Genomic DNA, 15,004 nt, shown 5'->3' with positions numbered 1-15,004 from the left:
AAAAAGCCGGGGGCCACAACCTGAGCTCCCCGCTCCCCGTTCCCCGGGGTAGGGCCTCGCCCCCCCGCTCCCCGGAAACGCAAGCGCCCCCCACGCACCCGCCAGAGCCGACCTACCCTTGCTGCCTTCCGGCCCTGGGGGAGTTCAGTCAGATAGCGCCGCGTGAGGGGCTCCGCCCAGCCTACCCGATCCGCGCCCCGCGCCGGACCCCCTCCCCCACCTGCGTCCGACCGCCCCGGACGACGTTCGCGAGCACCCTCCGCGGTCATGTAATGTTCTCCCCGGAGGATTCGCCTAGAGGCCTAGGGCGCACGCTTGGAAAGCGTGTTGGGGGCAACCCCTCACGAGTTCGAATCTCGTATCCTCCGCCAGTGCCTCACCGGGCACGTTGTCGAAGGGCCCCACCGTTCGCGGTGGGGCCCTTCGACGTTCTCGGCGGCCTCCCGGCCCGGGCGGCGGGGCGGTCCGGGCCGGGAGAGAGCCGGATCACACGGGGCAGGGGCGGTACTCCAGGCTCAGTTCACGGTCGACCGCGTAGCTGGTGCGCATGGAGGCGTCGATGACCTTCGCCCAGGAGCCGTACTTGGCGTAGAGCTGGTCGGCGGTGGGGCCGAGAGGGTTGCCGTACTTCGCCTGGTTCCGGGCCTCCAGGACGCGCACCTCCTCCTCGGTCATCCCGGCACGGGTGATGGCCTTGGCCTGGTTCCGCATGTCGACCATCTCCCGGGCGATCTCCTCGTCGCTCGCCCCCGCCTCGCGCATGCGGGCCTCGGTGCTGCGCATGTCCTCCAGGAGCCCGTGGTACCGCATCCGGGTCCGCTGGGCCTCCACCTTCTCGTCCATCGGCATCACCCGGATCCGGCACACCACCGGGTCGGTGCTCGGACAGGGGTCGTCCGCGGAGACGGGCCGCTCCAGCGGCGCGGTGATCACGGACCCGCACGCGTCGGCCGCCGAGGCGACGGAGGCGGCGCCGGTGCCGAGGAGGGCGAGGGCGGCGGCGAGGGGGACGAGGGCGCGGCGGAGGACGTGACGGGGGGTGAGGTCGATACGCATGCGCGCATCCTCGGGGGGCGGTGTGGATCACTTCACGCAGGCGCACCGTTGATCACCCCTACGGCCCCACCGTGACCCGCCCCTCACCCACGAGAGCCGTTCTGACCTGGCCTTTTGTGCCGCCCGAAAGTCTCCGAAGAGATCCTTTTCCGACGTTCCGTTCACCGGATCGGGCGGTGATCCGACGGAGGCACGTTCCTGCGGCACCCTCCCCGCAGCGGAGGCGCTACTTTCTGTGACGACCAGTCGGCTCTTTAAGCAATCAGGGGCAACTCATGGGGAAGTTGAGGAAGTCGCTCACCGCGGCGGTCGTCGCGGGGCTGTTCTTCGGCGGGGCGGGGGTGGCGGTGGCGGACTCGTGGAAGGGGCTGAAGATGCGCTCTTCGGGCGTCTTCTTCAAGGGCTCCTACAAGTGGGAACCCAGGTTCGTGCACCACGGCGGATTCCACGTCGACGGGAACCTGAAGGACTCCGACCCCGGCGATGGGCACAACGTCTACCTCCGCGCGCGGGTCGAGGCCTATGGCTGGACCCGGGTCAAGGGCGTCCAGAAGAAGACGGTCCACGTCGACCACGTCTTCTTCGACGGCGCGATGCTCGAGACGGGTCAGGCGCGGATCCAGGCGTGCCGGGACCGTGGCTCCCTGCGGCCGGACAACTGCTCGAAGCTTCGAGAGTTCCACCGCTGACCTTGACCCACCGGGGGAGCCGCGCTCAGCGGCTCCCCCTTTTTCAGAGAGCCCGGCATCATGGACGTCATCCTCCGCGCCGAGGGCGTGGACTTCTTCTACGGCGAGCAGCAGGCCGTCAGCAACGCCGATTTCGTACTCGCGCGCGGCGAAGTGGCCGCCATCATGGGGAGCAGCGGCTCCGGCAAGTCCTCCCTTCTGTACTGCCTCGCCGGTGTACTGCCGCCGACGCGCGGGACGGTGACGTTCGACGGGGTCGAGCTGTCGTCCCTCCCCGACACCGAGTTGAGCGCCTTACGCCGGGAACGCATCGGGTTCGTCTTCCAGTACGGCGAGCTGCTCGACGAACTGACCGTCGAGGAGAACGCCGCTCTGCCCCTGCGCCTGGCGGGCGTCGCCAAGGACCGGGCCCACGCGGCGGCGGCGCGCGTACTGGGTCGGCTGGGCCTGGGCGACCTGCTCCGCCGCAGGGCCTCGAAACTGTCCGGCGGACAGCGTCAGCGGATCGCCGTCGCACGGGCGCTCGTGCACCAGCCGGACGTGGTCTTCGCGGACGAGCCGACCGGGGCGCTCGACAGTGCCAACGCCTCGGCGGTCCTTGAGGAGTTCCTGCGGCTCGCGAAGGACCAGGACACCGCGGTGGTCATCGTCACCCACGACCCGGAGGTCGCCGCCCGCGCGGACTCCCAGTACGCGATGGTGGACGGCGTGCTCACCCAGCGGGTGACCGTGTGAACCCCTTCCTGCTCGGACTGCGCCTGCTGTGGGGCAGCGGGCGCAGGGGGCGCCTCCGCTTCCTGCTGATGGCCTTCGGCTCCGGGCTTGGGGTGGCCTGTCTCGCGGCGGTTCTGACCATCCCCACGATCCTGTCGGCCCACGACACCCGCACCACTGCGCGGCAGCCCGTTCCTGCCGAGCGCGGTGCCGTCGCCTTCCAGAAGTTCCTCGACCCCTATGGATCGAGGCCGCTGCGGCGGGTCTTCCTCGCCCGCACGGGACCAGGCCGGGTTCCGCCTCCGCCGGGCCTCGCCGCGCTCCCCGGTCCGGGGGAGGCCGTCGTCTCGCCGGCGCTTCGGGACGTCCTCACAGCGAACCCCGGCGCCTCGGGTCTCGTCCCCGGCCGGGTGACGGGCACCATCGGATCCGAAGGTCTCGGCGGCCCGGACGAGCTCTACGCCTATGTCGGCACCACCCCGGACCGGCTGACCGAGCCGCAGGCGCTCGCCCGCTTCGGGGGCGGAAGGCTCCACGACGAGGTCATCGACCCGGAGACACTGGACATCCTCCGGTTCACCCTCGGGTGCATCGTGCTCCTGCCCCTCGGCATCTTCCTGTCCGTCTGCGCCCGGCTCTCCGGTGAGTCCCGCGCACGGCGGCTGGCGGCGCTGCGGTTGGTAGGTCTCAGCATCAAAGACACCGTGCGGGTCAACGCCGGGGAGACCGTCGCGGCGGCGGGCCTCGGGGCGGTGCTCGGGCTCGTCGGCTATCTCGGCGTCAACGAGATCGCGGCGCGGATCGGCCTGCCGGGGCTGCGGTGGTACCCGGCGGACGGGCGTCCCGAGTGGGCGACCGTGGCGGTGTGTCTGGTCGGGTGCCCGGCGCTCGCCTGGGTCGTCGGACTGTTCAGCGCCCGACGGGCCGCGCTCACGCCTATCGCCGTGCGCCGGACGGCGGAGCGCAGGCCGCCGCGGACATGGGGGGCGCTGCTGCTGGTACCGGGGCTGGGCGTGATCTGCGGTTACTGCCTGATGAGCGTGATGGGGCGGGACCCGTCCGGCGGATCCGCCAGTTCCCTGCTCGTGCCCGGTGCCGTGCTGCTGACCGGCGTCGGGCTCGTCCTCGGGCTGCCGCCCGTCACCGCCTGGCTCGCGCGGCGTCTCGCCGGAGCGTCCAGGTCTCTTCCCATGACGCTGGCGATGCGGCGTACGGAGGTGGATCCGGGGTCCTCGCTGCGGGTCGCCACCGGGCTGGTCCTGCTGGTGTTCGGGGCTTCGCTCACGCAGGGCGTGCTCATCGAACTGGACCAGGTGAGCCGGCGTACGGCACCGGTGCAGGAGTACCAGTTGCCGTTGAGCAGGCTCAGCGCGGCGCAGCAGCGCGACCTGGCGCGGGTGCCCGGCGTACGGGCCCATCTGGCCTCGTACAGCTCGTGGAGCGCGCCCGGCGCTCCGTTCAGCACCGGGCTCGACGTGGTCGTCGGCACGTGTGAGCAGGTCGCCGCGTTCGCGGTCTCGGTGCGGGGCTGTGTCGACGGCAGGGTCGTGCGGCTGGGCGACGGCACCCCGCCGTCCGAGTACGACCCGAAGCCCGGGGACCGCTTCCCGTTCGCGCTCCGGGACGGGCGGAAGTCCGTCGTCACCGTGCCGGAGAGCAGCGCGGAGATGCGCGCGTACCAGCCTTCCGTCCTGCAGCCGCACAGCCTGCTCGTGCCGCCCTCGATGGCGCCGACGGGGCTCGCCGCGGGGGCGGGGACGCTGACGCTGGTCTCGGGGGCCGACGCGGGCACCGTGCGGGCCGTGCTCGACGGAATCGGGGCCGTGGCGCCGACCGTGGAGGTGGACGCGGTGGGAATCGTCATCGACGCGCTGGCACAACTCACCGTCGTCCGCAGCCTGCTGGTGGTGGGGATGGTGCTCGGGCTTGTCGTCGGGGTGGCCGCGTTCGTCGTGTCCGTGGCCGATCGGGCGTTGGAGCGGCGGGGGCAGGTGGCGGCCCTGGGGTTGTTGGGGGCTCGGGGCGGGACCTTGCGGGTGGTGCAGGTCGTGCAGGTGGTCGTGCCGTTGGGGGTGGGGCTGGGTGGGGCCGTCGTCGCCGGGTGGCTGGCCGAGTCGAGTTACCTGATCACCGGGGGCGGGGCCGTGCACTGGGACTGGGGCGGGCTGCCGCTGCTCGTCGGGAGTGCGGTGGGGGTGCTCGTCGTCGCCGGGGTCGCCTCCGTACCGATGGTGCGGCGGCACGTGGATCCCGAGCACATCCGGAGAGATTAGTTTCGGGCCGGAGCGCGGTCTGTAGGGAGGGAGGCGGGGCGCCTCCCGTACCGACCGTCGGAGGTCTTCGTGTCCAGTTCGCCCAAGGGTCCCGCCGGCTACTTCCCCTCCATCGAGAAGAAGTACGGGCGGCCCGTGTCCGAGTGGTTCGAGCTGATCCGGTCCTCGCCGCTCGCCAGGCACATGGAGCTCGTCGGCTGGCTGAAGAGCGAGTACGGGCTCGGGCACGGGCATGCCAACGCGCTCGTGGCGGCCGTCCGGGCCGAGGACGGCCGGGTGGGGAACTAGGAGAACTGGCCCGGGACGTAGTCGCCGGCCGGCATCTGGGTCATGACGTTCAGGCGGTTGAAGGCGTTGATGATCGCGATGAGGGAGACCAGCGCGGCGAGCTGCTCCTCGTCGTAGTGCTTCGCGGCGTTCTCCCAGGCCGCGTCGGTCACGCCGGTGTGGTGGTCCGCGAGGCGGGTGCCCTGCTCGGTCAGTTCGAGGGCGGCGCGCTCGGCGTCCGTGTAGACCGTGGCCTCGCGCCAGGCGGCGACCAGGTTGAGGCGGAGGGCGGTCTCGCCGGCCGCGGCGGCGTCCTTGGTGTGCATGTCGAGGCAGAAGCCGCAGCCGTTGAGCTGGCTCGCGCGGATCTTCACCAGCTCCTGGGTGCTGTGCGGGAGCACGGTGTCCGGGATCGCGAAGCCGGCGGAGGCGAGGTGCTTGACGACCTTGCCGGCGACGGGGCTGGCGAAGAGGTTGAGGCGGGGGTTCATCCGGGTCTCCCTGAGGGTGTTCGGTGTGGTCCGTGCTGTCCGTTCGGCGCTTTCATGGGACTGACGGGTCTGCGACGGGGTTTGTGACAGGGACGGGGCGGAGATGGGTGTGAGCTGGGTCACGCACGAATTCGAGCGGGACGGTACGGCGCTGTCGCTGCGCGACTGGGGCGGCGACGGGCCCGGCGTGCTGCTGTTGCACGGGCTCGCCGGGCACTGCGGGGAGTGGGACGGGCTCGCCGGGCCGCTGAGCGCCGACGGCTACCGGGTGCTGGCGCTCGACCAGCGGGGGCACGGGGCGAGCGAGCGGAAGCCGCGGGACGTCTCCCGGGCCGCGTACGTCGAGGACGTGCTCGCGGTCGTCGAGGAGCGGCCGGGGCGGCCGTTCGTGCTCGTCGGGCAGTCGTACGGCGGGGTCGCCGCGCTGCTCGCCGCCGCGCGGCGGCATCCCCGGATCGCCGGGGCCGTGCTGGTCGAGGCCGGGCCCGACAGGTCGTCGCCCGAGGACGTGGCGCAGGTCGTCGGGTGGCTGGAGGGGTGGCCGGTGCCGTTCGCGAGCCGGGCGGCGGCCGTCGCGCACCTCGGGGGCGGGGCGGTCGGCGAGGGGTGGGCGGCGGGCCTGGAGGAGCGGGACGGCGGGTGGTGGCCGCGGTTCGACGCCGCCACGCTGGCGCACTCCCTCGCCGAGAACGCCTTCCGCGCCTGGTGGGAGGAGTGGGAGGCGATCGACGTGCCGCTCCTCGCCGTCCTCGGACAGCACGGGATCATCGGGGACGCGCAGTGGGACGGGATGGTCCGGCGGCAGCCGGGGCTGCGCGGGGTCTGCTTCCCGGGCGCCGGGCACGACCTCCATCTGGAGCGGCCGGAGGAGCTGTACGGGGTGGTGGCGCCGTTCCTGCGGGAGGTCACGGGCCAGGACGCGCCCCGGGTCGTGCAGGAGGTCGCGCGCTAGCTCGGGCGCCGGTCCCGCGCGAGGCCGTGCAGGAGGTCCGACGGGGCTCGCGCTGGAGTGCGCTCGACGTCCTCACGGGACTCGCGCTGGAGTGCGCTCGACGTCCTCACGGGGCTTGCGCTGGAGTGCGCTCGAAGTCCTAGGGTGCCGCGCATGCGCTATCGGGTACTCGGCGGGACCGGGATCGAAGTCAGCACCTACTGCCTCGGCACCATGATGTTCGGGTCGGTCGGCAACCCCGACCACCAGGACGCCGTACGGATCATCCACTCCGCCCTCGACCGGGGCGTCAACTTCGTCGACACCGCCGACATGTACTCGGCGGGCGAGTCCGAGGAGATCGTCGGGAAGGCGCTGCGCGAGCCGCGCCGCCGGGACGAGACCGTGCTCGCGAGCAAGGTGTACTTCCCCGTCGGCGGGGACGGGCCCGCGCGCGGCGGACTGTCCCGGCGGTGGATCGTCCGGGCCGTGGAGGCCAGTCTGGCGCGGCTCGGGACCGACCGGATCGACCTGTACCAGGTCCACCGGCCGGATCACCGGACCGACATCGAGGAGACCCTGGACACCCTCGGCGACCTCGTCTCCCAGGGGAAGATCCGGGCCTTCGGCTGCTCGACCTTCCCCGCCGAGCGGATCGTCGAGGCGCACGCGGTGGCCGAGCGGCGCGGGCTGCGCCGGTTCCGGACCGAGCAGCCGCCGTACTCGCTGCTCGCGCGCGGGGTGGAGACCGCGGTGCTGCCGGTGGCGCAGCGGTACGGGATGGGCGTGCTGACCTGGGCGCCGCTCGCCTCCGGGTATCTCTCGGGGGCGTACCGGAAGGGGCGGGAGGTGGACCTCTCGCGCGGTCGGGCGGCGATCACCCCGCACCGCTTCGATCCGGCCCTGCCGGAGAACGCGGCGAAGCTCGACGCCGTCGAGGAACTGGCCCTGCTCGCCGAGGAGATCGGCTGCTCGCTCCCCGAGCTCGCGGTCGCCTTCGTCGCCGCGCATCCGGCCGTGACCTCGGTGATCCTCGGGCCGCGGACCATGGAGCAGCTGGACGGGCTGCTGAAGGGCGCCTCGCTGGTCCTCGACGACGAGGTGCTCGACCGGATCGACGCGATCGTGCCGCCGGGGACGGATCTCTACCGTGCCGACGGGGTCTGGCGGCCGCCGGCCCTGGTCGAACCGGCGCTGCGGCGGCGGCCGTTGGGCGAGCGGGCCGCGTCGGACGCCTGAGGGCGGGGCGCCGTCAGGGCGTGAACCGGTCGGTGCCGACCCCCGCGAGCAGGGCCAGGCGGTCGGCCGTGTCGGTGCCCGGCGGCGGGGTGAGGAAGACCGGGCCCTGTTCGCCCGCCGGGCGCCCGGCGGGAGTCCGGGCCTAGGTCGTTTCAGGCCGGATCAGGGAGCGGCGTCTGGTGCGTGCGCGCCAGGCGTCGCGAGCCCGGCATGATCCGGAAGAGACGGCCTAGCGCCGGTCCAGGCCGGGGACGCCCAGGTCGAAGAGGCCGTCGAGGAGCAGGTCCACGCCGACCGCGGCGAGCAGCAGGCCGAGGAGCCGGCCGAGGAGTTCGATGGTGGCGTGGTGGGTGCGGCGCAGGATCGGGGCGAGCAGCAGGACGCAGATCAGGTCGAGCGCGATGACCGCCACGTACGCCCCGACCACCGTCGAGCGCCAGCTGAACGAGGAGCGGTCGGCGGCCTCGATGAGCAGGGCGGTCATCGCGAGGGGGCTGACGACGTACGGCATGAGGAGTTCGCGGACTCCCCTGCGGAGGTCGGGGGCGTCGTCGTGCGGGCCGTCGGAGCCGAGGTGCACGCCGAGGACGAGCCCGACGGCGTAGATGAAGAAGATGACGCCGCCCGCGAGCTGCAGGGCGGGGGTGCTGATGTGGAAGAGCTCCAGCAGCCAGGGCGCCGTGCTGCCGGTGACCAGGCCCACGAGGACCGCCGCGCCGGAGGAGGCGAGGGCGATCGTGCGGAGCTGCCGCACCGGGTGGACCTGGGCGAGGCCGCCGAAGGCGAGGAGCACCTTCGGCGGGCCGACGACGGAGAAGAAGGTGATGAAGGCGCCGGCGAAGGTGAAGGTTTCCATGGCGGACATCATGGGATGTACGGGTGATTCCGGACGTATTTCAAGAATCCCGCCCGCGCGGTGTCGAGATCCCGGGGCCGGCTCCGACCCACCTTCGAGAGGGGACACCACCCCCCGCACGAGACGGAGGAGGACGTCATGAAGTACCTGGTGATGGTGCAGGGCTCGCACGCCGACTACGAGGCGATGTCCGGACGCGGCTCGGCTCACAGCCCGGCCTGGGACAAGGAGGCCCTGACCGCGATGTTCGACTTCATGAACACGCTCAACAAGGAGCTGACGGAGAGCGGCGAGATGCTCGACGGGCAGGGCCTGGCGGACCCGGGCGAGACCCGCTTCGTGTCGCTGGACGGCGACGGCCGCCCGGTGGTGACGGACGGCCCGTACGCCGAGACCAAGGAGGTCCTGGCCGGCTACTGGGTCCTGGAGTGCGCGAGCCTGGACCGCGTCACGGAGATCGCCGCCCGCGTGGCCCGCTGCCCCCAGCCCGCGGGCGCCCCGGAGTACCCGGTGGTGATCCGCCGGATCGACGAGGCGGGTCCGGGGCAGGACTGAGCGGAGCGGGCAGGTGTCATCCTTGGTGGTCGAAGGCCTCCCGCATCCGGGGAGGCGATGACCCCCCGGGGTCGGTGCTGGAGGAGTGGTTGTGGAACTCGATCTCGCGGGCGCGGAGCTCAAGGCCGTGCTGAACCGGCTGCGCCGGGCGCAGGGCCAGATCTCGGGCGTGATCCGGATGATCGAGGAGGGGCGCGACTGCGAGGAGGTCGTGACCCAGCTGGCGGCCGCCTCGCGGGCGCTGGACCGGGCCGGGTTCGCGATCATCGCGACGGGGCTCCAGCAGTGCCTGACGGAGATGGAGAACGGGAAGCGGGACGGCGAGGACCCGGACAGGATGCGGGCCCGGCTGGAGAAGCTGTTCCTGTCGCTGGCCTGACCCCTGATAAAGGAAGCACCCCCGGCGGTCGTCGTGCGCCGGGGGTGCTTCACGTCGTGCGACGGGGTCAGTCGACCGCGAGGCCCTTCAGGCGCTTGGCGATCGTGGCGAGGCGGGCGCCCTGGTAGCGGGCGGCGGCCAGGACGTTCTCGGCGGGGGCGCCGTTGGCGCCGGGGTGCGCGGTGCCGTACGGGTTGCCACCGGCCGCGTAGACGGCCGGGTCGGTGAAGCCGGGGGAGACGATGACCGAGCCCCAGTGGTGGAAGGTGTTGTAGAGGGCGAGCAGCGTGGACTCGTTGCCGCCGTGGACGTTGTGGGCGCTGGTGAAGGCGGTGGCGGGCTTGTCCGCCATGACGCCGCGCTGCCACAGGCCGCCGGTGGTGTCGACGAACTGCTTGAGCTGCGCGGCCACGTTGCCGAAGCGGGTCGGCGAGCCGAGCGCGTACGCGTCCGCCCACTCCAGGTCGTCGAGGGTGGCGACCTCGACGCCGGTGGTGGCGTCGACATGGGCGCGCCAGGCCGGGTTGGCGTCGATCGCGGCGTCCGGGGCCAGCTCCGGCACGCGGCGGAGGCGCACCTCGGCGCCGGCCTTCTCGGCGCCCTCGGCCACGGCCTGGGCGAGCTGGTGCACGGCACCGGTGGACGAGTAGTAGACGACGGCGACCTTCACGGACATGACGGGCTCCTCGCTGCGTACGGCACTCAAGCGGAACTCAAGCGGATCGTTATCCGATTAACTGGTTCCAGCTTAAGCGGATAGCAATCCGGATGGCAAGGGAGGCGGGTATGCTCGAAGCACGGGACACCGACGGGCGGGGGCGCGACGAAGGGCAGGGCAGGCGGATGAGCAGCACGAGAACACCGGGGACCGGCGACGGGCCCGCGCCGCTGCTCACGGTGCTCCCGGCCGCGCCCGGCACCGGCCCGTCCGCCGCCCCCGAGCGGGCCGACGCCGCCCGCAACCGGCGCAAGATCCTCGACGCCGCCAACCGGATCGTCGCCGAGAAGGGCCCCGACGCGGTCACCATGAACCAGGTCGCCCACGCCAGCGGCATCGGCGTCGGCACCGTCTACCGCCGCTTCGGGGACGTCTCGCAGCTGCTCTGGGCGCTCCTCGACGACCGCGAGCGCCAGTTCCAGGAGGCGTACATGAGCGGCCCGCCGCCGCTCGGGCCGGGCGCCCCCGCCGGGGAGCGGCTCGACGCCTTCCTCGACGCGCTCGTCGACCGGGTCGCCGAGCAGCGCGCCCTCCTGCTCGCCGCGCACTCGGCCGCGCCCCGCGCCCGGTACCACAGCGGCGCCTACCAGGTCATGCACACCCACGCGGCGATGCTGGTCTCCCGGCTGCGGCCCGACGCCGACGCCGCCCTGCTCGCCCATCTCGTCCTCGCGCCGTTCGCGCCGGACCTGCTGCACCACCTCGCGGTGGAGCAGGCGCTCCCGGCGGAGCGGATCAAGGCGGGCGTACGGGAGCTGCTGACGCTCCGGACGTGAGAAACGGCCCCGGGCGGGGTCCGGAGGACGGCCCGGGCCGCGGCCTGAGGGACGGGGCCCCGGGCGCGGCCTGCGCAACGGCCCCGGGCCCGCGGCCCGCGCCGCCCCGCCGTCCGCTCCTCGGAACGCCCTGGACCGCGGGCCGGGGCACACCCCACGATGCGGGCCATGACCGCACCGAAGACCTTCCTCGTCCTGCACGGCTTCCAGAACCACCGGCCCGTCGGCCACTGGCAGCACTGGCTCGCCGGCGAGCTGCGCGCCCGCGGCCACGAGGTCCGCTACCCGCAGCTGCCCGAGCCGGACGCGCCCGTCCTCGGCGACTGGCTGGACGCGCTGGAGGAGCACGGGAAGCGGCCGGCCGAGGGCGAGTTCGTCGTCCTCGCGCACAGCCTCTCCGTGCTGCTCTGGCTGCGGGCGGGCGCGCGCCGGCCCGACGCCGACCGGGTGCTGCTCGTCGCCCCGCCCTCCCCCGGCGTCACCGCCGGCATCCCGGAGATCGCCGCCTTCGCCGACGGCCTCGACCTGGCCGAGGAGGGCGTACGGGCCCGGCTGGTGTACGGGGACGGCGACGCGTACTGCCCCGAGGGCGCCGCCCACCACTACGGCACCCCGCTCGGCCTCGACACCGACCTGGTGCCGGGCGGCGGCCACCTCACCCCCGACAGCGGACTCGGCCCGTGGCCGGCCGTGCTGCGCTGGTGCGAAAACCCGGAGACCCGGATCACCGGCACCGACTAGCGTCGGCCGGATGCGATCCGAGACCCCGCTCCCCGTCCCGTACGAATCCGGCCTGCTCGACGTCGGCGACGGCAACCGCGTCCACTACGAGGTCCACGGCAATCCGGCGGGCAAGCCCGCGCTCGTCGTGCACGGCGGGCCGGGCTCCGGGTCCTCCCCGACCGCGCCCCGGCTCTTCGACCCGGAGAAGTACCGGGTCGTCCAGTTCGACCAGCGCGGCTGCGGGCGCTCCCTCCCGCACGCCAGTGACCCGGCCGCCGACCTCTCCGTGAACACCACCGCCCATCTGGTGGCCGACATGGAGCGGCTCCGCGTCCACCTGGGCGTCGACCGCTGGCTGCTGTACGGCGGCTCCTGGGGCTCGACGCTGATCCTGGCGTACGCGGAGGCGCACCCGGAGCGGGTCAGCGAGATCGTGATCCGCGCCGTCACCACCACGCGCCGCTCCGAGACGGCCTGGCTGTACGAGGGCGTCGCCCGGTACTTCCCCGAGGCGCACGAGCGGTTCCGGGCCGGGGTGGACCACGCGGAGGACCTGGTGGGGGCGTACGCGGCCCGGATGAACCACCCCGACCGGGCCGTCCGGGAGAAGGCGGCGGCCGACTGGTGCGCCTGGGAGGACGCCGTCCTGTCCGGGGAGGGCATGGGGACCCCGTACACCGACCGGGTCGACGACACCCGCCTCGGCTTCGTCCGGATCTGCTCCCACTACTTCGCGCACGGCGCCTTCCTGGAGGAGGGCGCCCTGATCAGGGACGCGCACCGGCTGGCCGGCATCCCGGGGGTGCTGGTCCACGGGCGGGCGGACATGGGCGGGCCGCTCGTCACCGCCTGGGAGCTCGCCCGGGCCTGGCCGGACGCCGAGCTGCACGTGGTGGAGCAGGCCGGGCACCTCGGCGGGGACGAGACCCGGCGGCTGGTCGTCGAGGCCCTGGAGCGCTTCGCGGACAGGTGAGCCGGGTGATTCCGCCGGGCGGCGGCGCCCGCCCGGCGGGATCATCGGAACATGAGCCCCGAGATCCACCTCGCCCAGCAGCCCGACGCCGACGCGCTCCTCGGCCGGTCCCCGCTCGCCGCGCTCGTCGGCATGCTGCTCGACCAGCAGGTCCCGATGGAATGGGCCTTCTCCGGCCCGCACACGATCGCAGGCCGCCTGGGGCGGGACGACCTGGACGCGCACGAGATCGCCTCGGCGGACCCCGAGGCGTTCGCCGCGCTGCTCTCCGAGAAACCTGCCGTGCACCGCTACCCGGGCTCGATGGCCCAGCGGATCCAGCAGCTGTGCGCGTACCTCGTCGAGGAGTACGACGGCGACGCCGAGGCCGTCTGGCGGACCGCCGCCACCGGCAGGGAACTGCTCGCCCGGCTCCAGGACCTGCCCGGCTTCGGGAAGCAGAAGGCGCAGATCTTCCTCGCCCTGCTCGGCAAGCAGTACGGCGTCCGGCCCGAGGGCTGGCGGGAGGCGGCGGGCCCGTACGGCGAGGAGGGCGCCCACCGCTCGGCCGCCGACATCACCGGCCCGGAATCGCTCGCCAAGGTCCGCGCGCACAAGCAGGAGATGAAGGCCGCCGCCAAAGCGGCCAAGGCGGCGACATCAACAAAAGCGACGAAATCCACCAAGGGCGTCAAAGCATCCGGGAATTGAGAATTCCAGATGTCAATCCTGTTCAACGTGACAGGAATTGTGCCGAACGTGTTCACAGAAGGCCCCCAAGGTGGCTAACTTCCCCTCAACCTCGTCCCCCTCGGGAAGGACTTCTGTGAACGCATCGCAGCGTCGCGCCGCGGCCATCCTCGCCGCGGCCGCCCTCGCCGCCCCCCTGGTCCTCGCCTCGCCGGCCACCGCCGTCAAGGACCCCGCCGCCGCCCCCGCCCGGGACGCGGCGAAGCTGGCGAAGAAGCTGGTCCGGGAGACCACCGGCCAGGACGCCTTCAAGCACCTGCAGAAGTTCCAGGCGATAGCCGACTCGGCGGGCGGCAACCGCGCGGCCGGCACCCTCGGTCACGACGCCTCGGCCGCGTACGTGTACACCCAGCTCAAGAAGGCCGGCTACGACGTCTCGTACGAGAAGTTCGACTTCATCTACACCGAGACGCTGGCCGAGAAGGCGTCCGTCCTCGGCGCCGCGCCCCGCGCGCTCGACATCAAGGCGATGACCTACACCAAGTCCACCCCGGTGGGCGGCATCACCGCCGAGCTGGCGGCCGTCCCCGTGGACGCCGACGGCACCACCGGCTGCGAGCCGGGCGACTTCGCCGCCGGCGCCTTCACCGGGAAGATCGCCCTGATCAAGCGCGGCGGCTGCAGCTTCGCGATCAAGCAGCAGAACGCGGGCGCGGCCGGCGCGGCCGGCGCGATCGTCTACAACAACGTGGCGGGCACGCTCTCCGGCACCCTGAGCGACCCGGCCAACGGGGCGGTCCCGACCGGTGGCATCAGCCTCGCCGAGGGCGAGAAGCTCGCCGCGGACCTCGCCGCGGGCCCGGTCAACCTCTCCTTCGAGATCCGCCAGCTCCAGGAGAAGCGTTCCACCAACAACGTCATCGCCGAGACCAGGGGCGGCAACGCCGCCAACACCGTGATGCTCGGCTCGCACCTCGACTCCGTCACCGCCGGCCCCGGCATCAACGACAACGGCTCCGGCTCCGCCGGCCTCCTCCAGACCGCCCTGGAGCTCGCCGAGTCGAAGGCCAAGGTCCGCAACAAGGTCCGCTTCGCCTGGTGGTCCGCGGAGGAGAACGGCCTCCTCGGCTCCGAGCACTACGTCGCCAACCTGACGGAGCTCGACAAGAAGGAGATCAAGCTCTACCTCAACTTCGACATGATCGCGTCGCCGAACTACGGCCTGTTCGTGTACGACGGCGACAACTCGGACAACGTCGGCGCGGGCGCGGGCCCCGAGGGCTCCGCCCAGCTGGAGCGCGACATCACCGACTTCATGGACAAGCAGGGGCTCCCGCACGAGGGCACCGACTTCACCGGCCGCTCCGACTACGGCCCGTTCATCGAGGTCGGCATCCCCTCCGGTGGCACCTTCACCGGCGCCGAGGGCATCAAGACCGCCGCGCAGGCCGCCAAGTTCGGCGGCGAGGCCGGGGTCGCGTACGACGTGAACTACCACGCGGCCGGCGACGACATCGACAACATCAACAGGACGGCCTTCGACGCCAACATCGACGTCATCGCCAACGCCGTCGGCACCTACGCCCACGACATCTCCTCGCTGCGCAAGCCGGTCGTCTCGGTCCCGACCGAGGGCGACGCGGGCAGCGGCGGCGGACTGCACGACGACCACCACGAGGTCACCGAGTAGACCCC

17 protein-coding genes, 1 tRNA gene and 1 other RNA gene are annotated in these 15,004 nt (G+C 72.7%); 14 read left to right on the top strand and 5 right to left on the bottom strand.

Annotation, left to right across the window (positions count from 1 at the left end):
• Positions 1 to 76: 76 nt before the first annotated feature.
• Positions 77 to 175, bottom strand: an RNA gene (gene ffs / locus ABFY03_RS19650) — signal recognition particle sRNA small type.
• A gap of 108 nt (positions 176 to 283) precedes the next feature.
• Here ffs and ABFY03_RS19645 point away from each other — a divergent pair.
• Positions 284 to 371, top strand: a tRNA-Ser gene (locus tag ABFY03_RS19645).
• Positions 372 to 486: 115 nt separating this feature from the next.
• On the opposite strand, the gene ABFY03_RS19640 is transcribed toward ABFY03_RS19645, so the two are convergent.
• A complete protein-coding gene (locus ABFY03_RS19640) occupies positions 487 to 1,056 on the bottom strand; it encodes a hypothetical protein (RefSeq protein ID WP_346170477.1) in 570 nt (189 codons plus the stop codon).
• 275 nt (positions 1,057 to 1,331) lie between these two features.
• Here ABFY03_RS19640 and ABFY03_RS19635 point away from each other — a divergent pair, with 275 nt between their 5' ends.
• From ABFY03_RS19635 to ABFY03_RS19620, 4 genes are all read left to right on the top strand, one after another.
• Positions 1,332 to 1,745: a hypothetical protein gene (locus ABFY03_RS19635; RefSeq protein WP_319011655.1), complete on the top strand. Its 414-nt coding sequence runs from the start codon at positions 1,332 to 1,334 to the stop codon at positions 1,743 to 1,745.
• A 60-nt stretch (positions 1,746 to 1,805) separates the two neighbouring features.
• A complete protein-coding gene (locus ABFY03_RS19630) occupies positions 1,806 to 2,480 on the top strand; it encodes an ABC transporter ATP-binding protein (protein WP_346170476.1) in 675 nt (224 codons plus the stop codon).
• Positions 2,477 to 4,732, top strand: coding sequence for an ABC transporter permease family protein (locus tag ABFY03_RS19625; protein WP_346170475.1), 2,256 nt, complete (start codon positions 2,477 to 2,479; stop codon positions 4,730 to 4,732). The genes ABFY03_RS19630 and ABFY03_RS19625 overlap by 4 nt, the downstream gene beginning before the upstream one ends.
• 69 nt (positions 4,733 to 4,801) lie before the next feature.
• On the top strand, positions 4,802 to 5,020 hold the full coding sequence (locus ABFY03_RS19620) for a DUF4287 domain-containing protein (RefSeq protein WP_346170474.1): 219 nt from the start codon (positions 4,802 to 4,804) through the stop codon (positions 5,018 to 5,020).
• Here ABFY03_RS19620 and ABFY03_RS19615 read toward each other — a convergent pair.
• Positions 5,017 to 5,490 (bottom strand): carboxymuconolactone decarboxylase family protein, encoded by a 474-nt coding sequence (locus ABFY03_RS19615; protein WP_346170473.1) that lies wholly within the window; start codon positions 5,488 to 5,490, stop codon positions 5,017 to 5,019. The genes ABFY03_RS19620 and ABFY03_RS19615 overlap by 4 nt on opposite strands.
• A gap of 109 nt (positions 5,491 to 5,599) precedes the next feature.
• Here ABFY03_RS19615 and ABFY03_RS19610 point away from each other — a divergent pair, with 109 nt between their 5' ends.
• A complete protein-coding gene (locus ABFY03_RS19610; protein ID WP_346170472.1) occupies positions 5,600 to 6,442 on the top strand; it encodes an alpha/beta fold hydrolase in 843 nt (280 codons plus the stop codon).
• 153 nt (positions 6,443 to 6,595) lie between these two features.
• Positions 6,596 to 7,660: an aldo/keto reductase gene (locus ABFY03_RS19605; protein WP_319011649.1), complete on the top strand. Its 1,065-nt coding sequence runs from the start codon at positions 6,596 to 6,598 to the stop codon at positions 7,658 to 7,660.
• A 229-nt stretch (positions 7,661 to 7,889) separates the two neighbouring features.
• Here ABFY03_RS19605 and ABFY03_RS19600 read toward each other — a convergent pair whose 3' ends face one another.
• On the bottom strand, positions 7,890 to 8,516 hold the full coding sequence (locus ABFY03_RS19600) for a MarC family protein (RefSeq protein WP_319011648.1): 627 nt from the start codon (positions 8,514 to 8,516) through the stop codon (positions 7,890 to 7,892).
• A gap of 138 nt (positions 8,517 to 8,654) precedes the next feature.
• On the opposite strand from ABFY03_RS19600, the gene ABFY03_RS19595 reads away from it, so the two are divergent.
• Positions 8,655 to 9,071: a YciI family protein gene (locus ABFY03_RS19595; protein ID WP_319011647.1), complete on the top strand. Its 417-nt coding sequence runs from the start codon at positions 8,655 to 8,657 to the stop codon at positions 9,069 to 9,071.
• A gap of 91 nt (positions 9,072 to 9,162) precedes the next feature.
• Entirely contained in the window at positions 9,163 to 9,450 is a 288-nt protein-coding gene (locus tag ABFY03_RS19590; RefSeq protein ID WP_189852505.1) for a metal-sensitive transcriptional regulator, read from the top strand.
• Between the two features lie 67 nt (positions 9,451 to 9,517).
• Here ABFY03_RS19590 and wrbA read toward each other — a convergent pair whose 3' ends face one another.
• A complete protein-coding gene (gene wrbA, locus ABFY03_RS19585) occupies positions 9,518 to 10,126 on the bottom strand; it encodes an NAD(P)H:quinone oxidoreductase (RefSeq protein WP_319011646.1) in 609 nt (202 codons plus the stop codon).
• Between the two features lie 167 nt (positions 10,127 to 10,293).
• Here wrbA and ABFY03_RS19580 point away from each other — a divergent pair, with 167 nt between their 5' ends.
• The 5 genes from ABFY03_RS19580 (at position 10,294) to ABFY03_RS19560 (ending at position 14,999) form a co-directional block, all read left to right on the top strand.
• Positions 10,294 to 10,944: a TetR/AcrR family transcriptional regulator gene (locus ABFY03_RS19580; protein WP_386723644.1), complete on the top strand. Its 651-nt coding sequence runs from the start codon at positions 10,294 to 10,296 to the stop codon at positions 10,942 to 10,944.
• A gap of 168 nt (positions 10,945 to 11,112) precedes the next feature.
• Positions 11,113 to 11,685, top strand: coding sequence for an RBBP9/YdeN family alpha/beta hydrolase (locus tag ABFY03_RS19575; protein ID WP_346170471.1), 573 nt, complete (start codon positions 11,113 to 11,115; stop codon positions 11,683 to 11,685).
• 10 nt (positions 11,686 to 11,695) lie between these two features.
• On the top strand, positions 11,696 to 12,640 hold the full coding sequence (pip, locus tag ABFY03_RS19570; protein ID WP_346170470.1) for a prolyl aminopeptidase: 945 nt from the start codon (positions 11,696 to 11,698) through the stop codon (positions 12,638 to 12,640).
• 51 nt (positions 12,641 to 12,691) lie between these two features.
• Positions 12,692 to 13,330 carry an HhH-GPD-type base excision DNA repair protein gene (locus ABFY03_RS19565; RefSeq protein WP_319011642.1) on the top strand — a complete coding sequence of 213 codons (639 nt, stop codon included), beginning with the start codon at positions 12,692 to 12,694 and terminating at the stop codon, positions 13,328 to 13,330.
• Positions 13,331 to 13,445: 115 nt separating this feature from the next.
• Complete coding sequence (locus tag ABFY03_RS19560) at positions 13,446 to 14,999, top strand: M28 family metallopeptidase (protein WP_319011641.1); 1,554 nt, start codon at positions 13,446 to 13,448, stop codon at positions 14,997 to 14,999.
• The last annotated feature ends 5 nt before the right edge of the window (positions 15,000 to 15,004 follow it).

This window comes from Streptomyces roseofulvus, assembly GCF_039534915.1.
GTDB classification, from domain to species: Bacteria; Actinomycetota; Actinomycetes; order Streptomycetales; family Streptomycetaceae; genus Streptomyces; species Streptomyces roseofulvus.
The sequence above is the reverse complement of the archived record's forward strand: the minus strand, read 5'-3'. Positions and strand labels throughout refer to the sequence as shown.

Bases quoted from the DNA above. Each gene is read 5' to 3' on its own strand.
- ABFY03_RS19640 (WP_346170477.1), bottom strand. From the start codon at position 1,056: ATGCGTATCGACCTCACCCCCCGTCACGTCCTCCGCCGCGCCCTCGTC.
- ABFY03_RS19635 (WP_319011655.1), top strand. From the start codon at position 1,332: ATGGGGAAGTTGAGGAAGTCGCTCACCGCGGCGGTCGTCGCGGGGCTG.
- ABFY03_RS19630 (WP_346170476.1), top strand. From the start codon at position 1,806: ATGGACGTCATCCTCCGCGCCGAGGGCGTGGACTTCTTCTACGGCGAG.
- ABFY03_RS19615 (WP_346170473.1), bottom strand. From the start codon at position 5,490: ATGAACCCCCGCCTCAACCTCTTCGCCAGCCCCGTCGCCGGCAAGGTC.
- ABFY03_RS19605 (WP_319011649.1), top strand. From the start codon at position 6,596: ATGCGCTATCGGGTACTCGGCGGGACCGGGATCGAAGTCAGCACCTAC.
- ABFY03_RS19600 (WP_319011648.1), bottom strand. From the start codon at position 8,516: ATGGAAACCTTCACCTTCGCCGGCGCCTTCATCACCTTCTTCTCCGTC.
- ABFY03_RS19595 (WP_319011647.1), top strand. From the start codon at position 8,655: ATGAAGTACCTGGTGATGGTGCAGGGCTCGCACGCCGACTACGAGGCG.
- wrbA (WP_319011646.1), bottom strand. From the start codon at position 10,126: ATGTCCGTGAAGGTCGCCGTCGTCTACTACTCGTCCACCGGTGCCGTG.
- ABFY03_RS19580 (WP_386723644.1), top strand. From the start codon at position 10,294: ATGAGCAGCACGAGAACACCGGGGACCGGCGACGGGCCCGCGCCGCTG.
- ABFY03_RS19575 (WP_346170471.1), top strand. From the start codon at position 11,113: ATGACCGCACCGAAGACCTTCCTCGTCCTGCACGGCTTCCAGAACCAC.
- pip (WP_346170470.1), top strand. From the start codon at position 11,696: ATGCGATCCGAGACCCCGCTCCCCGTCCCGTACGAATCCGGCCTGCTC.
- ABFY03_RS19565 (WP_319011642.1), top strand. From the start codon at position 12,692: ATGAGCCCCGAGATCCACCTCGCCCAGCAGCCCGACGCCGACGCGCTC.